Annotated in this window: 21 protein-coding genes; 17 read left to right on the top strand and 4 right to left on the bottom strand. The window is 55.0% G+C overall.

What is annotated here, in order from left to right; genetic code table 11:
• Positions 1-77: 77 nt before the first annotated feature.
• Positions 78-686, bottom strand: coding sequence for a biotin transporter BioY (locus tag ACTVDO_RS10280; RefSeq protein WP_020961072.1), 609 nt, complete (start codon positions 684-686; stop codon positions 78-80).
• Between the two features lie 193 nt (positions 687-879).
• Here ACTVDO_RS10280 and ACTVDO_RS10275 point away from each other — a divergent pair, with 193 nt between their 5' ends.
• Together ACTVDO_RS10275 and ACTVDO_RS10270 are read left to right on the top strand one after the other, a co-directional pair.
• Positions 880-1038, top strand: coding sequence for a hypothetical protein (locus tag ACTVDO_RS10275; RefSeq protein WP_020961071.1), 159 nt, complete (start codon positions 880-882; stop codon positions 1036-1038).
• A gap of 144 nt (positions 1039-1182) precedes the next feature.
• Positions 1183-1311: a hypothetical protein gene (locus ACTVDO_RS10270; protein WP_020961070.1), complete on the top strand. Its 129-nt coding sequence runs from the start codon at positions 1183-1185 to the stop codon at positions 1309-1311.
• Between the two features lie 283 nt (positions 1312-1594).
• Here the strand turns inward: ACTVDO_RS10270 and ACTVDO_RS10265 are convergent, their stop codons facing one another.
• Positions 1595-1948 (bottom strand): hypothetical protein, encoded by a 354-nt coding sequence (locus tag ACTVDO_RS10265; RefSeq protein WP_020961068.1) that lies wholly within the window; start codon positions 1946-1948, stop codon positions 1595-1597.
• Between the two features lie 284 nt (positions 1949-2232).
• Here ACTVDO_RS10265 and ACTVDO_RS10260 point away from each other — a divergent pair, with 284 nt between their 5' ends.
• The 10 genes from ACTVDO_RS10260 (at position 2233) to ACTVDO_RS10215 (ending at position 9830) form a co-directional block, all read left to right on the top strand.
• On the top strand, positions 2233-4629 hold the full coding sequence (locus ACTVDO_RS10260) for a Na+/H+ antiporter subunit A (protein ID WP_020961067.1): 2397 nt from the start codon (positions 2233-2235) through the stop codon (positions 4627-4629).
• On the top strand, positions 4622-5038 hold the full coding sequence (locus ACTVDO_RS10255; RefSeq protein WP_020961066.1) for a Na(+)/H(+) antiporter subunit B: 417 nt from the start codon (positions 4622-4624) through the stop codon (positions 5036-5038). Before ACTVDO_RS10260 ends, ACTVDO_RS10255 begins: the two co-directional genes overlap by 8 nt.
• Positions 5039-5380 (top strand): Na(+)/H(+) antiporter subunit C, encoded by a 342-nt coding sequence (locus ACTVDO_RS10250; protein WP_020961065.1) that lies wholly within the window; start codon positions 5039-5041, stop codon positions 5378-5380.
• Positions 5373-6845: a Na+/H+ antiporter subunit D gene (locus tag ACTVDO_RS10245; protein ID WP_020961064.1), complete on the top strand. Its 1473-nt coding sequence runs from the start codon at positions 5373-5375 to the stop codon at positions 6843-6845. The genes ACTVDO_RS10250 and ACTVDO_RS10245 overlap by 8 nt, the downstream gene beginning before the upstream one ends.
• A gap of 6 nt (positions 6846-6851) precedes the next feature.
• Positions 6852-7328 (top strand): Na+/H+ antiporter subunit E, encoded by a 477-nt coding sequence (locus tag ACTVDO_RS10240; protein WP_020961063.1) that lies wholly within the window; start codon positions 6852-6854, stop codon positions 7326-7328.
• Positions 7325-7606 (top strand): Na(+)/H(+) antiporter subunit F1, encoded by a 282-nt coding sequence (locus ACTVDO_RS10235; RefSeq protein WP_020961062.1) that lies wholly within the window; start codon positions 7325-7327, stop codon positions 7604-7606. Before ACTVDO_RS10240 ends, ACTVDO_RS10235 begins: the two co-directional genes overlap by 4 nt.
• Positions 7584-7955, top strand: coding sequence for a monovalent cation/H(+) antiporter subunit G (mnhG, locus tag ACTVDO_RS10230; RefSeq protein ID WP_020961061.1), 372 nt, complete (start codon positions 7584-7586; stop codon positions 7953-7955). The genes ACTVDO_RS10235 and mnhG overlap by 23 nt, the downstream gene beginning before the upstream one ends.
• 162 nt (positions 7956-8117) lie before the next feature.
• Positions 8118-8738, top strand: a complete 621-nt coding sequence (gene kapD / locus ACTVDO_RS10225) for a 3'-5' exonuclease KapD (RefSeq protein WP_020961060.1) — start codon at positions 8118-8120, stop codon at positions 8736-8738.
• Between the two features lie 294 nt (positions 8739-9032).
• Positions 9033-9248 carry a hypothetical protein gene (locus ACTVDO_RS10220; RefSeq protein ID WP_020961059.1) on the top strand — a complete coding sequence of 72 codons (216 nt, stop codon included), beginning with the start codon at positions 9033-9035 and terminating at the stop codon, positions 9246-9248.
• Between the two features lie 57 nt (positions 9249-9305).
• Positions 9306-9830, top strand: a complete 525-nt coding sequence (locus tag ACTVDO_RS10215) for a superoxide dismutase family protein (protein WP_023817724.1) — start codon at positions 9306-9308, stop codon at positions 9828-9830.
• Between the two features lie 227 nt (positions 9831-10057).
• Here the strand turns inward: ACTVDO_RS10215 and ACTVDO_RS10210 are convergent, their stop codons facing one another.
• Positions 10058-11224, bottom strand: coding sequence for a MalY/PatB family protein (locus ACTVDO_RS10210; protein WP_442901465.1), 1167 nt, complete (start codon positions 11222-11224; stop codon positions 10058-10060).
• Between the two features lie 88 nt (positions 11225-11312).
• Here ACTVDO_RS10210 and ACTVDO_RS10205 point away from each other — a divergent pair, with 88 nt between their 5' ends.
• From ACTVDO_RS10205 to yugI, 4 genes are all read left to right on the top strand, one after another.
• The gene (locus ACTVDO_RS10205) at positions 11313-11579 is read left to right on the top strand and encodes a DUF1871 family protein (protein ID WP_020961055.1); all 267 of its coding nucleotides are present in this window, start codon (positions 11313-11315) and stop codon (positions 11577-11579) included.
• Positions 11580-11634: 55 nt separating this feature from the next.
• Positions 11635-12135, top strand: a complete 501-nt coding sequence (locus ACTVDO_RS10200) for an Lrp/AsnC family transcriptional regulator (protein WP_020961054.1) — start codon at positions 11635-11637, stop codon at positions 12133-12135.
• Positions 12132-13304: an aminotransferase gene (locus ACTVDO_RS10195; protein WP_020961053.1), complete on the top strand. Its 1173-nt coding sequence runs from the start codon at positions 12132-12134 to the stop codon at positions 13302-13304. The genes ACTVDO_RS10200 and ACTVDO_RS10195 overlap by 4 nt, the downstream gene beginning before the upstream one ends.
• A gap of 102 nt (positions 13305-13406) precedes the next feature.
• Entirely contained in the window at positions 13407-13772 is a 366-nt protein-coding gene (yugI, locus tag ACTVDO_RS10190) for a S1 domain-containing post-transcriptional regulator GSP13 (protein ID WP_020961052.1), read from the top strand.
• 32 nt (positions 13773-13804) lie between these two features.
• Here the strand turns inward: yugI and ACTVDO_RS10185 are convergent, their stop codons facing one another.
• Positions 13805-14038 (bottom strand): DUF378 domain-containing protein, encoded by a 234-nt coding sequence (locus tag ACTVDO_RS10185; RefSeq protein ID WP_020961051.1) that lies wholly within the window; start codon positions 14036-14038, stop codon positions 13805-13807.
• 146 nt (positions 14039-14184) lie between these two features.
• Here ACTVDO_RS10185 and ACTVDO_RS10180 point away from each other — a divergent pair, with 146 nt between their 5' ends.
• A complete protein-coding gene (locus ACTVDO_RS10180; RefSeq protein WP_442901464.1) occupies positions 14185-15348 on the top strand; it encodes an iron-containing alcohol dehydrogenase in 1164 nt (387 codons plus the stop codon).
• Positions 15349-15483 lie beyond the last annotated feature (135 nt).

Here is a 15483-nt window from a genome sequence, read left to right as displayed (position 1 = left end):
CGGTTCGGGACACCCTTTCTTATGGCTGTATGCCGCAAGTTTCAGAGGCGCTCCCTTTTTGGGCCGGCCCCTTTCGGTCAGGCCGCCGGCCGGCCGGCGGCCGAGGAGCGTTGAATCGCCCGGCAAAGCTTTGGCGCGATCACGCCGGCGACGATCGACAGAACGATGTCTTTTGGCAGCGGCGCGAGCATCCAGCCCCATACCATTCCGTACGACAAGCCTTGCGGCGCCTCCGCCCACAGTTTGTACGCCATGTACATCCAGTTCGTGCCGATGACATAGTTGAGGATCATGCCGACAAGCGCGGCGGTGACGAAACGGGCGGTTGACGCCGGCTGCGGGCCGCGGTTGATCAGCCAGCCGGTCGCATACGCGGCAACGATAAACGAAAGAATGAAGCCAAACGTCGGCTGGAAAATGATCGACAATCCGCCGCTCAGTTTCGCAAACACCGGCACGCCGGCAAGCCCGACGAGCATGTAGACGATCATGGCGACCGCGCCAAGCCGCCGCCCTAATACGGCCCCGGCCAGGACGCAGAAAAACGTCTGCAGCGTAATCGGCACGCCGCCGACGACCAAAAACGGCACCCATGACGTAATGTTGGCGCCGATCGCCATCAAGGCGACGAACATGGCGGCAAGCGTCATGTCGAGCGGGCGGAGGGCGGTGCGTTGTCGTTTCATATGTAAACCACCTCTTTTTATTTGTTGACAAAATCGTACCGAACAACCGCCGGGCTGTCAATCCTCTTTTTTCGGCGGATGATCAAGCGGCTTTGGGGAATGATAAAGGAAAAACCGCCGCCTCCCTCTCTTCATGGCGCGAAGAGAGGAGACGGGCCAATGCAAGAGGCGGAAGCGCGAAAGGAGGATGGCGATGGAACGGTTTTTTCCGGATGAGGAGCTGAAGCGGGCGAGCAAAATGGGGGCGAACGAAGACATCATCCACACAAGCAAAAACGACGACGGCTACGATTTGCGCACCCCGGCGGAAATCGGGAAGCGGCAGCCGGTGGATGAAAACGGCCATGCGTGAAAGAAGGGCGCGGATGGACGGGAAAAAACGTCTTGGATAGCTTCGCGCCGCGAGAAGGCCGGTGATGGATGAAAACGGATATCAGCCATTCATTGCGTGGCCAGTCGGGGATTTTGTCATGCCGATAATATGCGGCCGGCTCGGATGCCGCGCTCGTTTTTCACCGGCTTTTTCGAAGTGCTGCGCTTTTTAGACTACAAGGCGGTCAAGCTGACGATGTTGATTTCGTTGATCACGATCATAGTCGGGGATGTCATTTATCGACGCACGTGAGCGGATGCGCAATGTAAACGAAAGAGGCCGGCGGGCGACGGCGGCTGGTGAGTTCGCCCGGATATTGGACGGCGATGGGGCGATCGCCGTCTTTTTTCGTTCGCAAAATTCGGCGGCAAGAACCGTTTTGATGTGAAAGGAGCTGCTTTCGCGGCAAGGCGAAAACGATCATGCCGCTTCCAGCGCCATGACAGTCTGGAAGCGGCGTTGGCATGCCGCCCGACAGTTGATTCAATGCCCGGCAGGGGATGAAGTGGTAAAGACAAGGGACGAAGGGAAAGGGCTACCCGCTAACAGGCGGAAACACGTTCCAGCGCAAGCCGACGACGAGCTGGCAGCACGGGAACGCGCCGGGGGGCGGCGACAGCGTCAGGCGGATGCCGTCAGGGTTGAAGTACACATCGGTTTTCGAGCGGATGCCGAGCGAGCGGATGAGGCGCTTCACTTCTTCCGTTTTTCCTTCTTGGGCGGCCGACATGACTGTGGCGGCAAACGAGCGCGATTCGGCGAGCCGTTTTAAAATGACCCCGGCATCGTTCATGAGCGTCTGGGCGGTGGCGGCGGATTGGGAGAAGATGGCGGGATCGACCGGCGGATACGGTCTTGCCCATGACGAAGGCTGCGGGAAATAAACCATTTGTTCGTCCCCTCCTTTTCTGCGGATTACTACTTACTATACTCGCTTCGTCTGAAGGCGGTGCAACAGGACCGATGCCTTTTGCCCTTGTCAGTCGAAAGCGAAACTGTTCCGGAATGTTGCCCGTATATACGTATGCAGCGGAAGTCCGCCTCGATCCCGGTCAAACAGTTGTGCCGACAGAGGCGGAAGTTTATGATACAATACGAAGTAGGATAAGCGGGGCGATGTAGGAAAAAAAGAGGCGACATGGCAGTTGGTTGGTCAGGGAAGGAGGATGGTTGATGTTAAATTGGGCGATTGTCTCACCATTGATCGCGGCTTTATTTGTTCCGTTTTTGTCTAAATATGTCCGTTCGATCCATACCGGGTGGTTTGTACTGCCGATTCCGGTCTTATTATTCTCATATTTCATTCAACATCTCCCCCTTAAACCCTACGGGCAAACGATCCCATGGATTCCGTCGCTCGGAATGGATTTTCAAGTGTATATGGACGGGTTAGGCTTGCTCTTTTCGCTTTTAATCACCGGGATCGGGTCTCTTGTCGTGTTGTACTCCATTTACTATTTGCCAAAGGAAAAGGAAAAGCTCGGCCATTTTTATGTGTACTTGCTTTTGTTTATGGGAGCGATGCTCGGCGTCGTTCTTTCCGATAATGCCATCGTGCTTTATTTGTTTTGGGAGTTGACATCGTTTTCATCGTTTCTGCTGATCGGCTATTGGAATGAGCGCGACCGCTCCCGGTACGGGGCGCAAAAATCGATGCTCATTACCGTCTTTGGCGGGTTGTCGCTGCTTGGCGGCTTTTTATTGCTTTCGATCATGAGCGGGGGGACATACAGCATTCGCGGCTGGATCGATATGGCCGGCGCATGGCCGGAGCACCCGTTGTTTTTGCCGGCGATGCTCCTGATTTTGCTTGGGGCGTTTACGAAGTCAGCCCAGTTTCCGTTTTACATTTGGCTTCCGGATGCGATGGAAGCGCCGACGCCGGTTAGCGCGTACTTGCATTCGGCGACCATGGTGAAAGCCGGCATTTACATAGTGGCCCGCTTCACCCCGATTTTTGCCGTCTCTCCGCTATGGGTTTGGCTCGTGATGGGGGTCGGGATGGCAACGCTCTGTTGGGCGTCGTTTCACGCCGCCCGCCAGACCGATTTGAAAGGGCTGCTCGCGTATTCGACCGTAAGCCAGCTCGGGCTCATCATGTCGCTGCTCGGCGCGGGGGCGCTGGCTTTTCATGGGGATTTGTCCGACCGCCGTTTGTATACGGCGGCGGTCATCGCGGCCGTATTTCATTTAATCAATCACGCTACATTTAAGGGAAGTTTGTTTATGGCGGCCGGCATTGTCGACCATGAGACCGGGACGAGAGACATCCGGCGCCTTGGCGGGCTGCTTGGCATCATGCCGGTCACGTTTACCGTCGCGGTCATCGGTTCGTTATCGATGGCGGGCATTCCCCCGTTTAACGGGTTTTTAAGCAAAGAAATGTTTTTTGCCGCGATGGTGCAAGTGGCCAACGCCGACTGGCTTTCGCTCGAGGTCTGGGGCGCTTTATTCCCGGTGTTGGCTTGGGTTGGAAGCGTGTTTACCTTTTTATACAGCGTTTTGTTTGTCGGAAAAACGTTTTTCGGTGCGCCGAAGCCGTCCGCATGGCCGAAACAGCCGCATGAAGCCCCGGCGGGGATGCTCGTGGCGCCCGTTGTTTTGGCTGTTCTGGTCATCGGATTTGGGCTGTTTCCGAATGTGCTGTCCGAGACGGTGATTGCGCCGGCGGCGGATGCGGTCGTCAACGGTCTGCTTCGCGGCGAAGGCCTTTCGGTGCATATCAGCCATTGGCACGGCTGGACGACGGAAGTGTGGATGACGATCGGGGTCATTGCGGTTGGCGCCTTGTTGTATAAAACGTTTCCTTCGTGGAAGCGCGTTTACGGCGCTTTTCCGGAACAGCTTTCCTTAAACCGGCTGTATGACGCATCCGTCCGTCATATGGAAGAGCAGTCTTACCGTTTGACGAGCGCGTATATGACCGGGTATGTCCGGACGTATTTCGTTTATATTTTTTCTGCGATGATGGCGCTCTTGATTGCGACGATCGCCCTGAAAGTGGATTGGGGGCTTTCGTTCCGCCATGTAGCAGAAGTAGGCGTTCATGAATTGATTTTGGTGTTGGCGGCCTTAGCCGGGACGGTGACGACCGTAGCGGCAAAATCGCGCCTTGTCGCCATTATCGCTTTAGGTTCGGTCGGGTATACGGTTTCCCTCTTCTTTGTGTTGTTCCGGGCGCCTGACTTGGCATTGACCCAGCTCGTCATTGAAACGATTTCCGTTTCGCTGTTTTTGCTTTGCTTCTATCATTTGCCAAAGCTCAGCCGCCATGAGAAAGGCGTCCGTTTCCGCCTTGGGAACGCCATTCTTTCGCTCGGAGTCGGGGCGTTGGTGAGCGTGATCGCCCTTTTGGCGTACAGCGAGAAAAACTTCGCGTCCATTGCGCAATACCATATTGAAAATGCCTATGAAAAAGCGGCCGGAAAAAATATCGTCAACGTCATTTTGGTGGATTTCCGCGGATTTGATACGCTGTTTGAAATTTGCGTGCTGGCGATCGCGGCGCTCGGCATTTATGCGTTAGTGAAGCTGAAAGCTCCGAAAGGGGAGAGCGGCAAATATGAATGAACTGATTTTGCGGACGGTGACGGCCGTTGTCACGTTTATCATTATTTTGTTTGGCATCCAGCTTTTTTTCGCCGGCCATTATTATCCGGGCGGCGGATTTATCGCCGGCCTTGTCACCGCCGGCGCCCTCGTTTTGTTATTGTTGGCGTTCGATATTCAAACGGTGAAGACGATGGTTCCGGTCAATTATCGAATGCTGATTGGCGTCGGGCTGCTGTTTGCCTTAGGGACAGGGCTTGGCGGCGTTGTCTTCGATGTGCCGTTTTTAACGCACGCTCACGGCCATGTCATGTTGCCGGTGCTTGGCGATGTCTCGCTCCATACCGCTGTTTTGTTTGATTTGGGCGTGTATTTGGTCGTTGTCGGGGTCACCATGACCATTATCGAAACGATAGGAGAGGAAGAATAGATGGAAATCGTCATGATTGTCGTCATCGGCTGTTTGTTTGCCGGTGCCACGTACTTGATTTTAAGCAAAAGTTTGCTTCGGATCATTATCGGCACGGGGCTGTTGAGCCATGGGGCGCACTTGCTTTTGTTGACGATGGGCGGATTGAAAAAAGGGGCGCCGCCGCTGCTCGGCGTGCAGGCGGAACAATATGTCGACCCCGTTCCGCAGGCGCTCATTTTAACGGCCATTGTCATTAGTTTCGGTGTGACGGCGTTTTTGCTCGTTTTGGCGTACCGGTCTTATCAGGAGATTGGAACGGACAACATTGAACGGATGAGGGGAAAGGAAGACCATGACTAATGCCGTAATTTTTCCAATTGCCATTCCGCTGACGACGGCCGTTATATTGATTTTTTGTGTGCAATCATGGAAAGCGCAAAAGGCGGTTTCCGTCGTTTCGGCTAGTTTGCTGATCGCCGCCTCCCTTTGGCTCGTCCGCCTTGTTCATCATGAAGGGGTGCAGAAGCTCGATGTCGGCAACTGGCCGGCGCCGTTTGGGATTACGCTCGTCTCCGACATGCTTTCGGCGCTGTTGGTGTTGACCACCAGTGTGATTGCGCTTGCCTGCCTGCTGTATTCCTTTTTTACGATCGGCGCAAAGCAGGCGTCCATGTACTACTACGTGTTTTTTCAGTTTCTGATCGTCGGGGTGAACGGGGCGTTTACGACAGGCGATATTTTTAACTTGTTCGTGTTTTACGAAGTGATGCTCATGTCGTCGTATGCGCTGCTCGTGCACGGCGGCACGAAAATCCAGCTGCAGGAAACGATGAAATATATGGTGATCAATGTGTTTTCGTCGGCGCTGTTTGTGATTGCCGTCGGCTACTTGTACGCTGTGACCGGCACGTTGAATATGGCGCACTTGGCGGTGCGGATTCCGCAAATGGAAAATACAGCCGTATTGACGGTCATTTCTTTGCTTTTTCTCATTGTTTTTGCCCTGAAGGGAGCGCTGTTTCCGTTTTATGTCTGGATGCCGGGGGCGTATGCCGCTCCGCCGGCGGCCGTGCTTGCGTTGTTCGGGGGCCTGCTGACGAAAGTCGGGGTGTATTCGATTTTGCGCACCTTTTCGCTTCTGTTCCGCCAGGATATCGGCTACACCCATACGATTTTGGCATGGCTGGCGGTCGCGACCGTTGTGTTTGGCGTCATCGGCGCCGTCGCCTACCGCGATATGCGGCAAATCGCCATTTATAATATTGTCGCGGCGGTCGGGGTGATGGCGTTTGGCATTTCGTTAATGACCGAGGAAAGTATGGAAGGCACGATCTTTTACTTGCTGCAAGATATGGTGATGAAAACCGCCCTCTTTTTCATTGTCGGCGCCATCGCGTATGTCGCCGGGACGAACCAGCTCGGACGGTTCAGCGGCTTGCTCGGCTCGTATCCGCTGCTCGGCTGGGCGGTGTTGATCTCCGCGCTTGCGCTCGCCGGCATCCCCCCGTTCAGCGGGTTTATCGGAAAAGCGCTCATCATCCGGGCGGCGTTTGAACAAGGGCAGCTCGCATTTCCGCTGATCGTGTTGCTATCAAGTTTGCTTGTGTTGTATTCGGTGATGAAAATTTTTATCCAATCTTGCTGGGGAGAAGCGCGCGGCTGCGAACAAAAGCGGATCGCTCCGCTTTATGTGCCGATTGTGGCGCTTCTGTCGCTGGCGGTGTTATACGGCATTGGCGCCGAGTTTGTTCGCCCGTATATCGCCCAGGCGGCGGCAACATTGGCGGATCCGTCGGTGTATATCGAATCCGTGCTGAAGGAGTAGAGGCAAATGGCACAGCAATTGCTGCTGAATGTGGTACTGGCGTTCGTGTGGATGTTTCTGGCCGATTCGTTTACCGGGTCATCATTTGTGATTGGGTATCTCCTTGGGCTTGGCATCATGTTCGCACTGCGGCGATATTTTTCGACAACATTTTACGTCGTCCCGCTGTTTGTCATCGGAAAGTTGACGGTGATTTTCATGAAAGAACTGCTGCTGGCCAACTGGGCGGTGCTCAAAATCGTCCTGTCCCCGTCGCTGGACATGAAACCTTGCATTTTCGCCCTTCCTCTTGAAGTGAAAAAGGACTGGGAAATTACGCTGTTGTCGAGCTTGATTACTTTGACGCCGGGGACGTTTGTGATCGATGTCTCGGATGACAAGAAACTGATTTATATTCATACGATTGATGCCCCGGATGTGGATGAAGTGATCCGGCAAATCAAAACATCATTTGAAAAAACGATTTTGGAGGTGAGCCGATGACGATGATGTTCTATGTAGCGCTCGCACTTTTGGCGCTGGCGATTCTTTGTTTCCTTTACCGGGTTGTCAAAGGGCCGACGGTAGCGGACCGGGTCATTGCCCTAGATGCGATCGGGATTTGTCTCGCGGGGATGGTGGCGGTGCTGTCGATCGTGCTAGAGACGAGCGTGTTTTTGGAAATTATTTTGCTGATCGGAATTTTGGCGTTTCTCGGTACGGCGGCATTTGCGAAATTTTTGCAAAAAGGGGTCGTGATTGAACGTGACGGAAATCATTGAGGGATTGGTCGTGCTGCTTGTCGTCGCCGGCGCGCTCTTAACGGTGATCTCCGCCATCGGCGCCCTCCGCCTTCCCGACATTTATACGAGAAGCCATGCCATTAGCAAAAGCACCACCCTTGGCATTATGCTCATTTTGACGGGAACGTTGCTGCATTTTTGGTTTAGGCACGATCATGTCAATTCCCGTTTGCTGCTGGCCATTGTCTTTATTTTCTTAACCTCCCCGGTGTCGGCCCATTTGATCAGCCGTGCGGCGTATTATTCGGGAGTCCGCCCGTGGGAAGGGACGGTTCGCGATGATTTGGCCGAACGGAGGGAAACATTGGCGAAGAGCGCAAAAAGATGAGAGAAGGCAGCAGGATCTTTTTCTTTCGGGGCCATTCCATGTCTTTCCGACATTCGCCTCTTTTTCGCCATTTTCTGAAAAAAGAAATAAACAATCGCTTCCCCATGATATAATAATAGTAAGACGGACTGTGGCTATGCATCAGAAAGGGGGGAAGCGACGATGGACGTTCCGCAATATTTGTTTCTCGATTTTGAATTTACGATGCCGGAGTCGAAAACGAACCCGGATGGATTTTGCCCGGAAATTATCGAAGTGGGCCTCGTGGCGGTCATGGACGGGCAAATCGCAAACCAATTTTCCGCTTATGTGAAACCGCTCCGTTTCCCGCAGCTCACCGACCGGTGCAAGTCATTTCTCAACATCACCCAAGAGCAAATTGACGGCGGAATCAGTTTTTATGAGCTCGTTTCCTTGCTCCGGCAATATGACCGTGAACGCCCGACGACGGTCGTGACGTGGGGAAGCATGGATATGAAAGTGCTCCGGGAAAACTGCCAGTCGGCGCGGGTCGGGTTTCCGTTCACCGGTGAACACCGCGATTTGGCGATGGAGTATAAACGGTTTTTCGGCAACAAAAATCAAACCGGATTGCGCAAGGCCGTGCAAGAGTATGGAAACGAAGGGATTGGAAAAGCCCATTGCGCGCTTGATGATGCGTTTACCGCCTACACGATCTTCCGGCTCATTGAAAACGACAAAAAGTATTTAACGAAGACGAAGCCGCCGACGATCGGGGAGCGGATTGATTTCACCCAGCTGCGGAAAAAATTCGCGTTATAGCTGCTGCATTGGCGGCAGCTTTTTTGTGTTACAATGTGAACGGACAATTTTAACATCTTTCCGAAAGAAGTCTCCCGCTTCGAAGCGAAGGGAAAGTGGGAGATGAATGTCGGTTGGCGTTAGCCAACGAATATGATAGAATATGGCGAGAACGGACACCTTCGGAACGAAGGGAAGCGTAAAAGGTTCTTGTGTGTGGCTTACCGTTCGGCGAACACACACAAGTCGCTTGAAGCCCCCACCTCTAAGCGAAGTGTAGGTGGTGGATCATTCACGGCGGAGAGGTTGTTTACGATGTGGCCATGGATGCTTTATTTATTTTTATACTTTCCGGAAGATAAGCGTGAGTATATTCCCGCGGCAATTTCCTTTTCGGTTTTTCTCCTTATTGCCATACTGACGATGCGGCTTATCGTTTTGATTTCCCGGCGCCAGGAGAAGGAAGCGAAGCGGCTCGAACAGCAGCTGCTCGGCCAAAAGGACGAGTCCGGGCGGAAGTCGGATGTATAAACGAAGCTCCTTTCGGCAATACTGGCAGCTAACATTGGCCATGCTGGGGGGAGTGTTGTGTTGCAGAGGAAATATGCCCTTCTTTTCGCCGCGGCGCTCGTTTTATCCGGCTGCGGCCAGGAGGATGGCACGAGCCGGACGGTGGAGATGATCAATGCGGACGGCGATCCGATCGGTACGGTGGAATTGACGGAGCAAGCCGAAGGAGTGCGGTTGAAGCTCGATTTGGAAGGGCTTCCGCCGGGGGAGCGCGCCATTCATATTCATGAAAAAGGCAGCTGCCAGCCGCCTGATTTTCAGTCGGCGGGCGGGCATTACAACCCGGACGGGAAAAAGCACGGCCTTCTCCATCCGGAAGGGGCGCACGCCGGCGACTTGCCGAACATTATTGTAAAAGACGATGGCACGGTCAACGTCGAACTGACGGCGCCGAACGTGACGCTAAAAGAAGGGGAAAAAGGATCGCTGTTGACGAAAGACGGCACGTCGATCGTCATTCACGCCAAGAAAGACGACGGCATGACCCAGCCGGCGGGAGATGCCGGCGGGCGCATCGCCTGCGGGGAAATCAAGTCGTCATGAAACAAGGGGCTCGCGTGAGAGCCCCTTGTTTCATGGCCGGCACCGGAAGGCCGCCATCCCGGCGCGCCGCTTAGTTGGCAAGCAAGGCGGCCCGCGCCGTTTTTTTCGGCTTGCCGTGCCTTTTTCTTTGGCAGCTGCGCCGGAAAGCGGCTTTTCGTCGGCGCCGGCCGCGGCGGTTGTGTCCCGAAAGGGGGGCGGCGTCAGGCATTCACCTGCTTCCCCTTCCGTTACTGCCCGCCCAGCGCCACGGTCAATCGCCGCAGCCCTTCTTCGAGTGTCGGGCGCGGGCAGGCAACGTTCAGACGGATGAAGCCGGTTCCTTCCTCCCCGAATTTGCTGCCGAACTCAACGGCCAGTTTTCCTTTTTCCAGAAGCCGCCGTTTCAACTCCGCTTCCGGGAGGCCGAGGCCGCGGCAGTCGATCCAGACGAGATATGTCGCCTGCGGCCGGACGGGGCGAAGCGCCGGCAGGCGGTCGGCTAAATAGGCGGCGGTCATGCCGATGTTTTCCCGTAAATAAGCCAGCAAGGCGTCGAGCCACGGCCCGCCGTATCGGTACGCGGCTTCGGCCCCGACAACGGCGAACGCATTCAACGTAAAAAAGCCGTGCCGATGCTGAACGCGGCGGAACGCCCGGCGCCGCGAATCGTCGGGAATGACCGCTTCGGCCGCCTGCAAGCCGGCCAAGTTGAACGTTTTCGTCGGCGCGCGGAAGGTGGCGCTTTGCGCCGCGAATTCGGGGCGAAGCGCGGCAAACGGCACATGCCGGTGCGGCGGCAGCGTCAAATCGGCGTGAATTTCGTCCGATAAGACGAAGACGCCGTGCTTCAGGCACAGCTCCCCGAGCCGCTGCAGGTCTTCGTTCGTCCACACTTTGCCGCCCGGGTTATGCGGGTGGCAAAGGATGAGCAGCTTCGCTCCGGGCAGTTTTCGCTCCAAGTCGTCCCAGTCGATGGCGTAGTTCTCTTTCGTCAACTGAAGCGGACTGGAGCGGAGCGTGCGGCCGTGGCGGCGAACGAGATCAAACAGCGGACGATAGACCGGGGAAAAGACGACGACGCCATCCCCCGGTTCGGAAAACGCCTCAATGGCGGCGGAGACCGCCGGCACGACACCGTGGGCAAACACGAGCCACTCCGGGTCGATTTCCCAATCGTGACGGCGTTTGAGCCATTCGCACACCGCGTCGTTCAACGAATCGGGAATAACCGTGTAGCCAAACACCCCGTGCTTGACCCGCTGCCATAACGCTTCTTGCACCTCGGCCGGCGCCGGAAAATCCATATCGGCGACCCACATCGGCCAGACGTCTTCGTGGCCGAACACCCGCTCAACGTCATCCCATTTCACCGATGACGTGCCCCGGCGCTCAATCACGCGGTCAAATGAAAACATTGTTGCATCTTCTCCCTTCTTTTTTTAAAATCGATCGCTTATAATTTGTTATATCACATATCTAAGGAAAGAAGGTGGATGGCGGCGCATGGACGGACAACGATTGAACCGGCTGCTTCTTGAGACCGTTGGCGCCTGGGATCCGTTCGGCTGCGGAAACGGCGCGTACGAGGTGGAGGCGATCGACGTGCTTCAGGCCGTATACGACACGGATGATGCCCGCAAGCTCGCTGCCCGTATTCAGTCTATATATGAATTCGCCTTTGACAAGCCCATTCCTTTTCGCGACTGTCTAAAACTCGCCGGCCGGCTGCTCGAGCTGAAACAAAGCGCGTCTTGTTCGTTAACGTCATGACGCCCATCAGCCGGGCGGCTGATCCGGTGAAACCGTTCAAGTGGAGGGATGTTCCGTGAAACTGAGCGATAAAGAACTGGAAATTATCGAAATATTGGAAAAAGATGCGCGAACCCCGATCGATGTGCTGGCGAAAATGATCGATTTACCGGTAGACGAAACGGAAGCGCTCGTAAAAAAATTGGAAGAAGCGAAAGTGATCGTCCAGTATACAGCGCTCGTCGACTGGCACAAGGCGGACGGCCATGAAGGGGTGACAGCGATGATCGATGTGAAAGTGACCCCGAAGCGCGGCGTCGGCTTTAATGAGGTGGCGGAGCGCATTTACCGTTTTCCGGAAGTGAAATCGGTGTATTTAATGTCCGGCGCCTACGATTTGTCGGTCGTCATTGAAGGACGGTCGATGACGGAAGTGGCCCAATTCGTTTCCGAAAAACTGTCGACGCTTGATTCCGTCATTTCGACGACAACCCATTTCATTTTAAAAAAATATAAGCATGACGGTATCATCTTTGACCAAGGAGATCAAGATCGCCGCATCGTGGTGGCGCCATGAAGCCGCAAACGAGAAAAACGTATGTGTCGGAAACGGTCGCAGGCTTGAAGCCGTCCGGCATCCGCCGCTTTTTTGATCTCGCCTCCGGCATGGAGGGCGTCATTTCGCTTGGCGTCGGCGAGCCGGACTTTGTCACATCGTGGGGCATCCGGGAGGCGAGCATTTTGTCGCTCGAGCAAGGCTATACATCGTATACAGCAAACGCCGGGCTGCCTGAGCTGCGCCAAGAAATTGCCGCCTATTTGCGCCGCAAGTTTCGCGTCTGCTATCGGCCGGAGACGGAAATTTTGGTGACGGTCGGGGCGAGCCAGGCCATTGATTTGGCGCTCCGGGCGATTGTGGACCCGGGCGATGAAGTGATCGTGGTCGAACCGAGCTTCGTCGCTTACGAGCCGCTCGTCGTGCTCGCCGGCGGGACGCCGGTGTCCGTTCGGACGTCCGGCGCTGACGGGTTTCAACTCAATTTGGCGCAGCTGGAGCAGGCGATTACCGAACGGACGAAGGCGGTTGTGATTTGTTCGCCGAACAACCCAACCGGAACGGTATTCAGCCCGGCCGAGCTTGAAGCGCTCGCCCGCCTGGCCGAGGCGCATGATTTGCTTGTCATTGCCGACGAAATTTACGCCGAGCTGACGTATGAAGGCGAGTATATGAGCATGGCCGCCGTTAACGGCATGCGCGAACGGACGATTTTGATTTCCGGTTTTTCGAAAGGATTTGCGATGACCGGGTGGCGGCTTGGCTTTGCTGCCGCGCCGGAAGACATTTTGCAGGCGATGTTGAAAATCCATCAATACGCGATGATGTGCGCGCCGACGATGGCGCAATACGGTGCCCTTGAAGCGCTCCGCAACGGGGAGCACGATGTCGAGCAAATGCGCAACAGCTATCGGCGGCGGCGCAACTATTTCGTTGCCTCGCTCAATGAAATCGGGCTGCCATGCCACGTGCCGGGCGGTGCGTTTTACGCGTTTCCGTCCATTCGCCATACCGGTTTGACGTCCGAACAGTTCGCCGAACAGCTGCTTTTGGAAGAAAAAGTGGCTGTTGTCCCCGGCAACGTCTTCGGCCAAAGCGGGGAAGGCTATATTCGCTGTTCGTACGCTTCGTCGCTTGAACAGCTGCAAGAAGCTGTTAAACGAATGAAACGGTTTTTGGAACGCCTGTAACCGATGATGTTCCGCCTTGGGCGGAACATCTTTTTTTGGGTTTTCCCTTTCGGTTATGTTATAATACAGAAACGATGAATCTAACCAATAGGAGTGTTTTGCTTGTCAACGATGAAACGAGGAACGATTGCGAAAGGGAAGGTGACGGGCATTCAGCCATATGGCGCGTTCGTCCAGCTTGAGGACGGCATGCAAGGATTAATTCATATTTCGGAAATCTCTCATCAATTTGTGAAAGATGTGCGTGAGTATGTCAATGTCGGTGACGAAGTGACCGTCAAAGTGCTTGATGTCGACTATAAGGCGGGGCGGGCGAGCTTATCCTTAAAGGCGCTCGAACCGGGCGGGGAGAAGGAAAAGCGCCAGGCGCGCATGAAAATGCCCCTTGAGCCCGGTTTTCGCCCGTTGAAAGAAAAATTGCGTGAATGGATTGAGCAATCAAAGAAGGAAGATTTACCGAAAAAATAAGACACCCACCGCCAGGCGGTGAGTGTCCCGCGTTATGTGCGCGTTGCTTTCGGTTCAGTGCGCTCCAGCTCTTCGGCCGGTTTGAACAGCAGCGCTAAGTTGATCAGGCCGGCGATGCCGACGAGGCTGTAAATAATGCGCGACCAGACGGCGTCTTGGCCGCCGAAAATGGCCGCGACCAAATCAAATTGAAAAAATCCAATCAGTCCCCAGTTGATCGCGCCAATGATCGTCAACAACAAGGCAATGCGCTGCCATGCTCCCATCATGTACGCCTCCTTTGGACATTTTCTTCATTCACTTATAGAATGGGTCACCACGGTGGAAAATATGCATGATTTGTCGCCGAAGCGTCCGGCTTTACATCAATGGCGGGCATCGCCATAATAGAGGCAAAAGGAGGAAGATACATATGCAACATTTTACGTTTCGCAACCCGACGAAACTCATTTTCGGACGGGGGGAGATTGAGCAGCTGAAGCAAGAAGTGCCGCAGTACGGCAAAAACGTGCTGCTCGTTTACGGCGGCGGCAGCATCAAACGGAGCGGCTTGTACGATCAAGTGATCAACATATTGGCAAGCATCGGCGCCAAGGTCACGGAGCTGCCGGGCGTTGAGCCGAACCCGCGCGTTTCGACCGTCCGCAAAGGGGTGGACATTTGCCGGCGCGAAGGGATTGAGTTTTTGCTGGCAGTCGGCGGCGGCAGTGTCATCGATTGTACGAAAGCGATCGCGGCCGGGGCGAAATTTGACGGCGATCCGTGGGAGTTTATTACGAAAAAAGCGCCCGTCCATGAAGCCTTGCCGTTTGGAACGATCTTGACACTGGCGGCGACCGGCTCGGAAATGAACGCCGGTTCAGTGATCACGAACTGGGAGACAAAAGAAAAATACGGCTGGGGAAGCCCGGTGACATTTCCGCAGTTTTCGATTTTGGACCCGACGTATACGATGACGGTTCCGAAAGACCAAACCGTTTATGGCATCGTCGATATCATGTCGCATGTGTTTGAGCAATATTTCCACCATGTACCGAACACGCCGCTGCAAGACCGGATGTGCGAAGCGGTGCTCAACACCGTCATCGAGACGGCGCCGAAGCTGGTCAACGACTTGGAAAACTACGAGCTGCGCGAGACGATCATGTACTCGGGCACGATCGCCTTAAACGGATTTCTGCAAATGGGCGTGCGCGGCGACTGGGCGACGCACGATATTGAGCATGCCGTTTCCGCGGTGTACGACATTCCGCACGGCGGCGGTTTGGCGATTTTGTTTCCGAACTGGATGAAGCACGTTTTGGACGAAAACGTGAGCCGCTTCGCCCAGCTCGCAGTGCGCGTCTTCGGAGTCGACCCGGCCGGAAAAGCGGAGCGCGATGTGGCGCTTGAAGGCATTGAACGGCTGCGCGCCTTCTGGTCAAGCCTTGGGGCGCCCTCGCGGCTGGCGGATTACGGCATCGGGGATGACAAGTTGGACCTTATGGCCGACAAAGCCATGGCGTTCGGTGAGTTCGGCCGTTTCAAGACACTGAACCGCGACGACGTGCGCGCCATTTTGCGCGCCTCTTTATAAGAACCTTTACAAGCCGGCCCAACAGTGAGGCCGGTTTTTTCGATGGCGGCCGCACCGCAACAACGGTTTCCCGCTGATCGCTTCGCCTCGGGAAAGACCATGGCGCATTGGCTGCCGGGGAAAGCGATATGGCGC

It is taken from the genome of Geobacillus sp. BK01, assembly GCF_052220245.1.
Lineage (GTDB): Bacteria > Bacillota > Bacilli > Bacillales > Anoxybacillaceae > Geobacillus.
This window is presented reverse-complemented; position numbering and strand designations above follow the sequence as displayed.

What these genes read in the sequence shown, in the direction of transcription:
- ACTVDO_RS10245 (WP_020961064.1), top strand. Translation starts at nt 5,373, where the DNA reads ATGACTAATGCCGTAATTTTTCCAATTGCCATTCCGCTGACGACGGCC.
- ACTVDO_RS10210 (WP_442901465.1), bottom strand. Translation starts at nt 11,224, where the DNA reads ATGTTTTCATTTGACCGCGTGATTGAGCGCCGGGGCACGTCATCGGTG.
- ACTVDO_RS10240 (WP_020961063.1), top strand. Translation starts at nt 6,852, where the DNA reads ATGGCACAGCAATTGCTGCTGAATGTGGTACTGGCGTTCGTGTGGATG.
- ACTVDO_RS10275 (WP_020961071.1), top strand. Translation starts at nt 880, where the DNA reads ATGGAACGGTTTTTTCCGGATGAGGAGCTGAAGCGGGCGAGCAAAATG.
- ACTVDO_RS10205 (WP_020961055.1), top strand. Translation starts at nt 11,313, where the DNA reads ATGGACGGACAACGATTGAACCGGCTGCTTCTTGAGACCGTTGGCGCC.
- ACTVDO_RS10195 (WP_020961053.1), top strand. Translation starts at nt 12,132, where the DNA reads ATGAAGCCGCAAACGAGAAAAACGTATGTGTCGGAAACGGTCGCAGGC.
- ACTVDO_RS10260 (WP_020961067.1), top strand. Translation starts at nt 2,233, where the DNA reads ATGTTAAATTGGGCGATTGTCTCACCATTGATCGCGGCTTTATTTGTT.
- ACTVDO_RS10250 (WP_020961065.1), top strand. Translation starts at nt 5,039, where the DNA reads ATGGAAATCGTCATGATTGTCGTCATCGGCTGTTTGTTTGCCGGTGCC.
- ACTVDO_RS10185 (WP_020961051.1), bottom strand. Translation starts at nt 14,038, where the DNA reads ATGGGAGCATGGCAGCGCATTGCCTTGTTGTTGACGATCATTGGCGCG.
- ACTVDO_RS10180 (WP_442901464.1), top strand. Translation starts at nt 14,185, where the DNA reads ATGCAACATTTTACGTTTCGCAACCCGACGAAACTCATTTTCGGACGG.
- ACTVDO_RS10270 (WP_020961070.1), top strand. Translation starts at nt 1,183, where the DNA reads ATGCCGCGCTCGTTTTTCACCGGCTTTTTCGAAGTGCTGCGCTTTTTA.
- ACTVDO_RS10220 (WP_020961059.1), top strand. Translation starts at nt 9,033, where the DNA reads ATGTGGCCATGGATGCTTTATTTATTTTTATACTTTCCGGAAGATAAG.
- ACTVDO_RS10235 (WP_020961062.1), top strand. Translation starts at nt 7,325, where the DNA reads ATGACGATGATGTTCTATGTAGCGCTCGCACTTTTGGCGCTGGCGATT.
- ACTVDO_RS10280 (WP_020961072.1), bottom strand. Translation starts at nt 686, where the DNA reads ATGAAACGACAACGCACCGCCCTCCGCCCGCTCGACATGACGCTTGCC.
- ACTVDO_RS10255 (WP_020961066.1), top strand. Translation starts at nt 4,622, where the DNA reads ATGAATGAACTGATTTTGCGGACGGTGACGGCCGTTGTCACGTTTATC.
- ACTVDO_RS10265 (WP_020961068.1), bottom strand. Translation starts at nt 1,948, where the DNA reads ATGGTTTATTTCCCGCAGCCTTCGTCATGGGCAAGACCGTATCCGCCG.
- kapD (WP_020961060.1), top strand. Translation starts at nt 8,118, where the DNA reads ATGGACGTTCCGCAATATTTGTTTCTCGATTTTGAATTTACGATGCCG.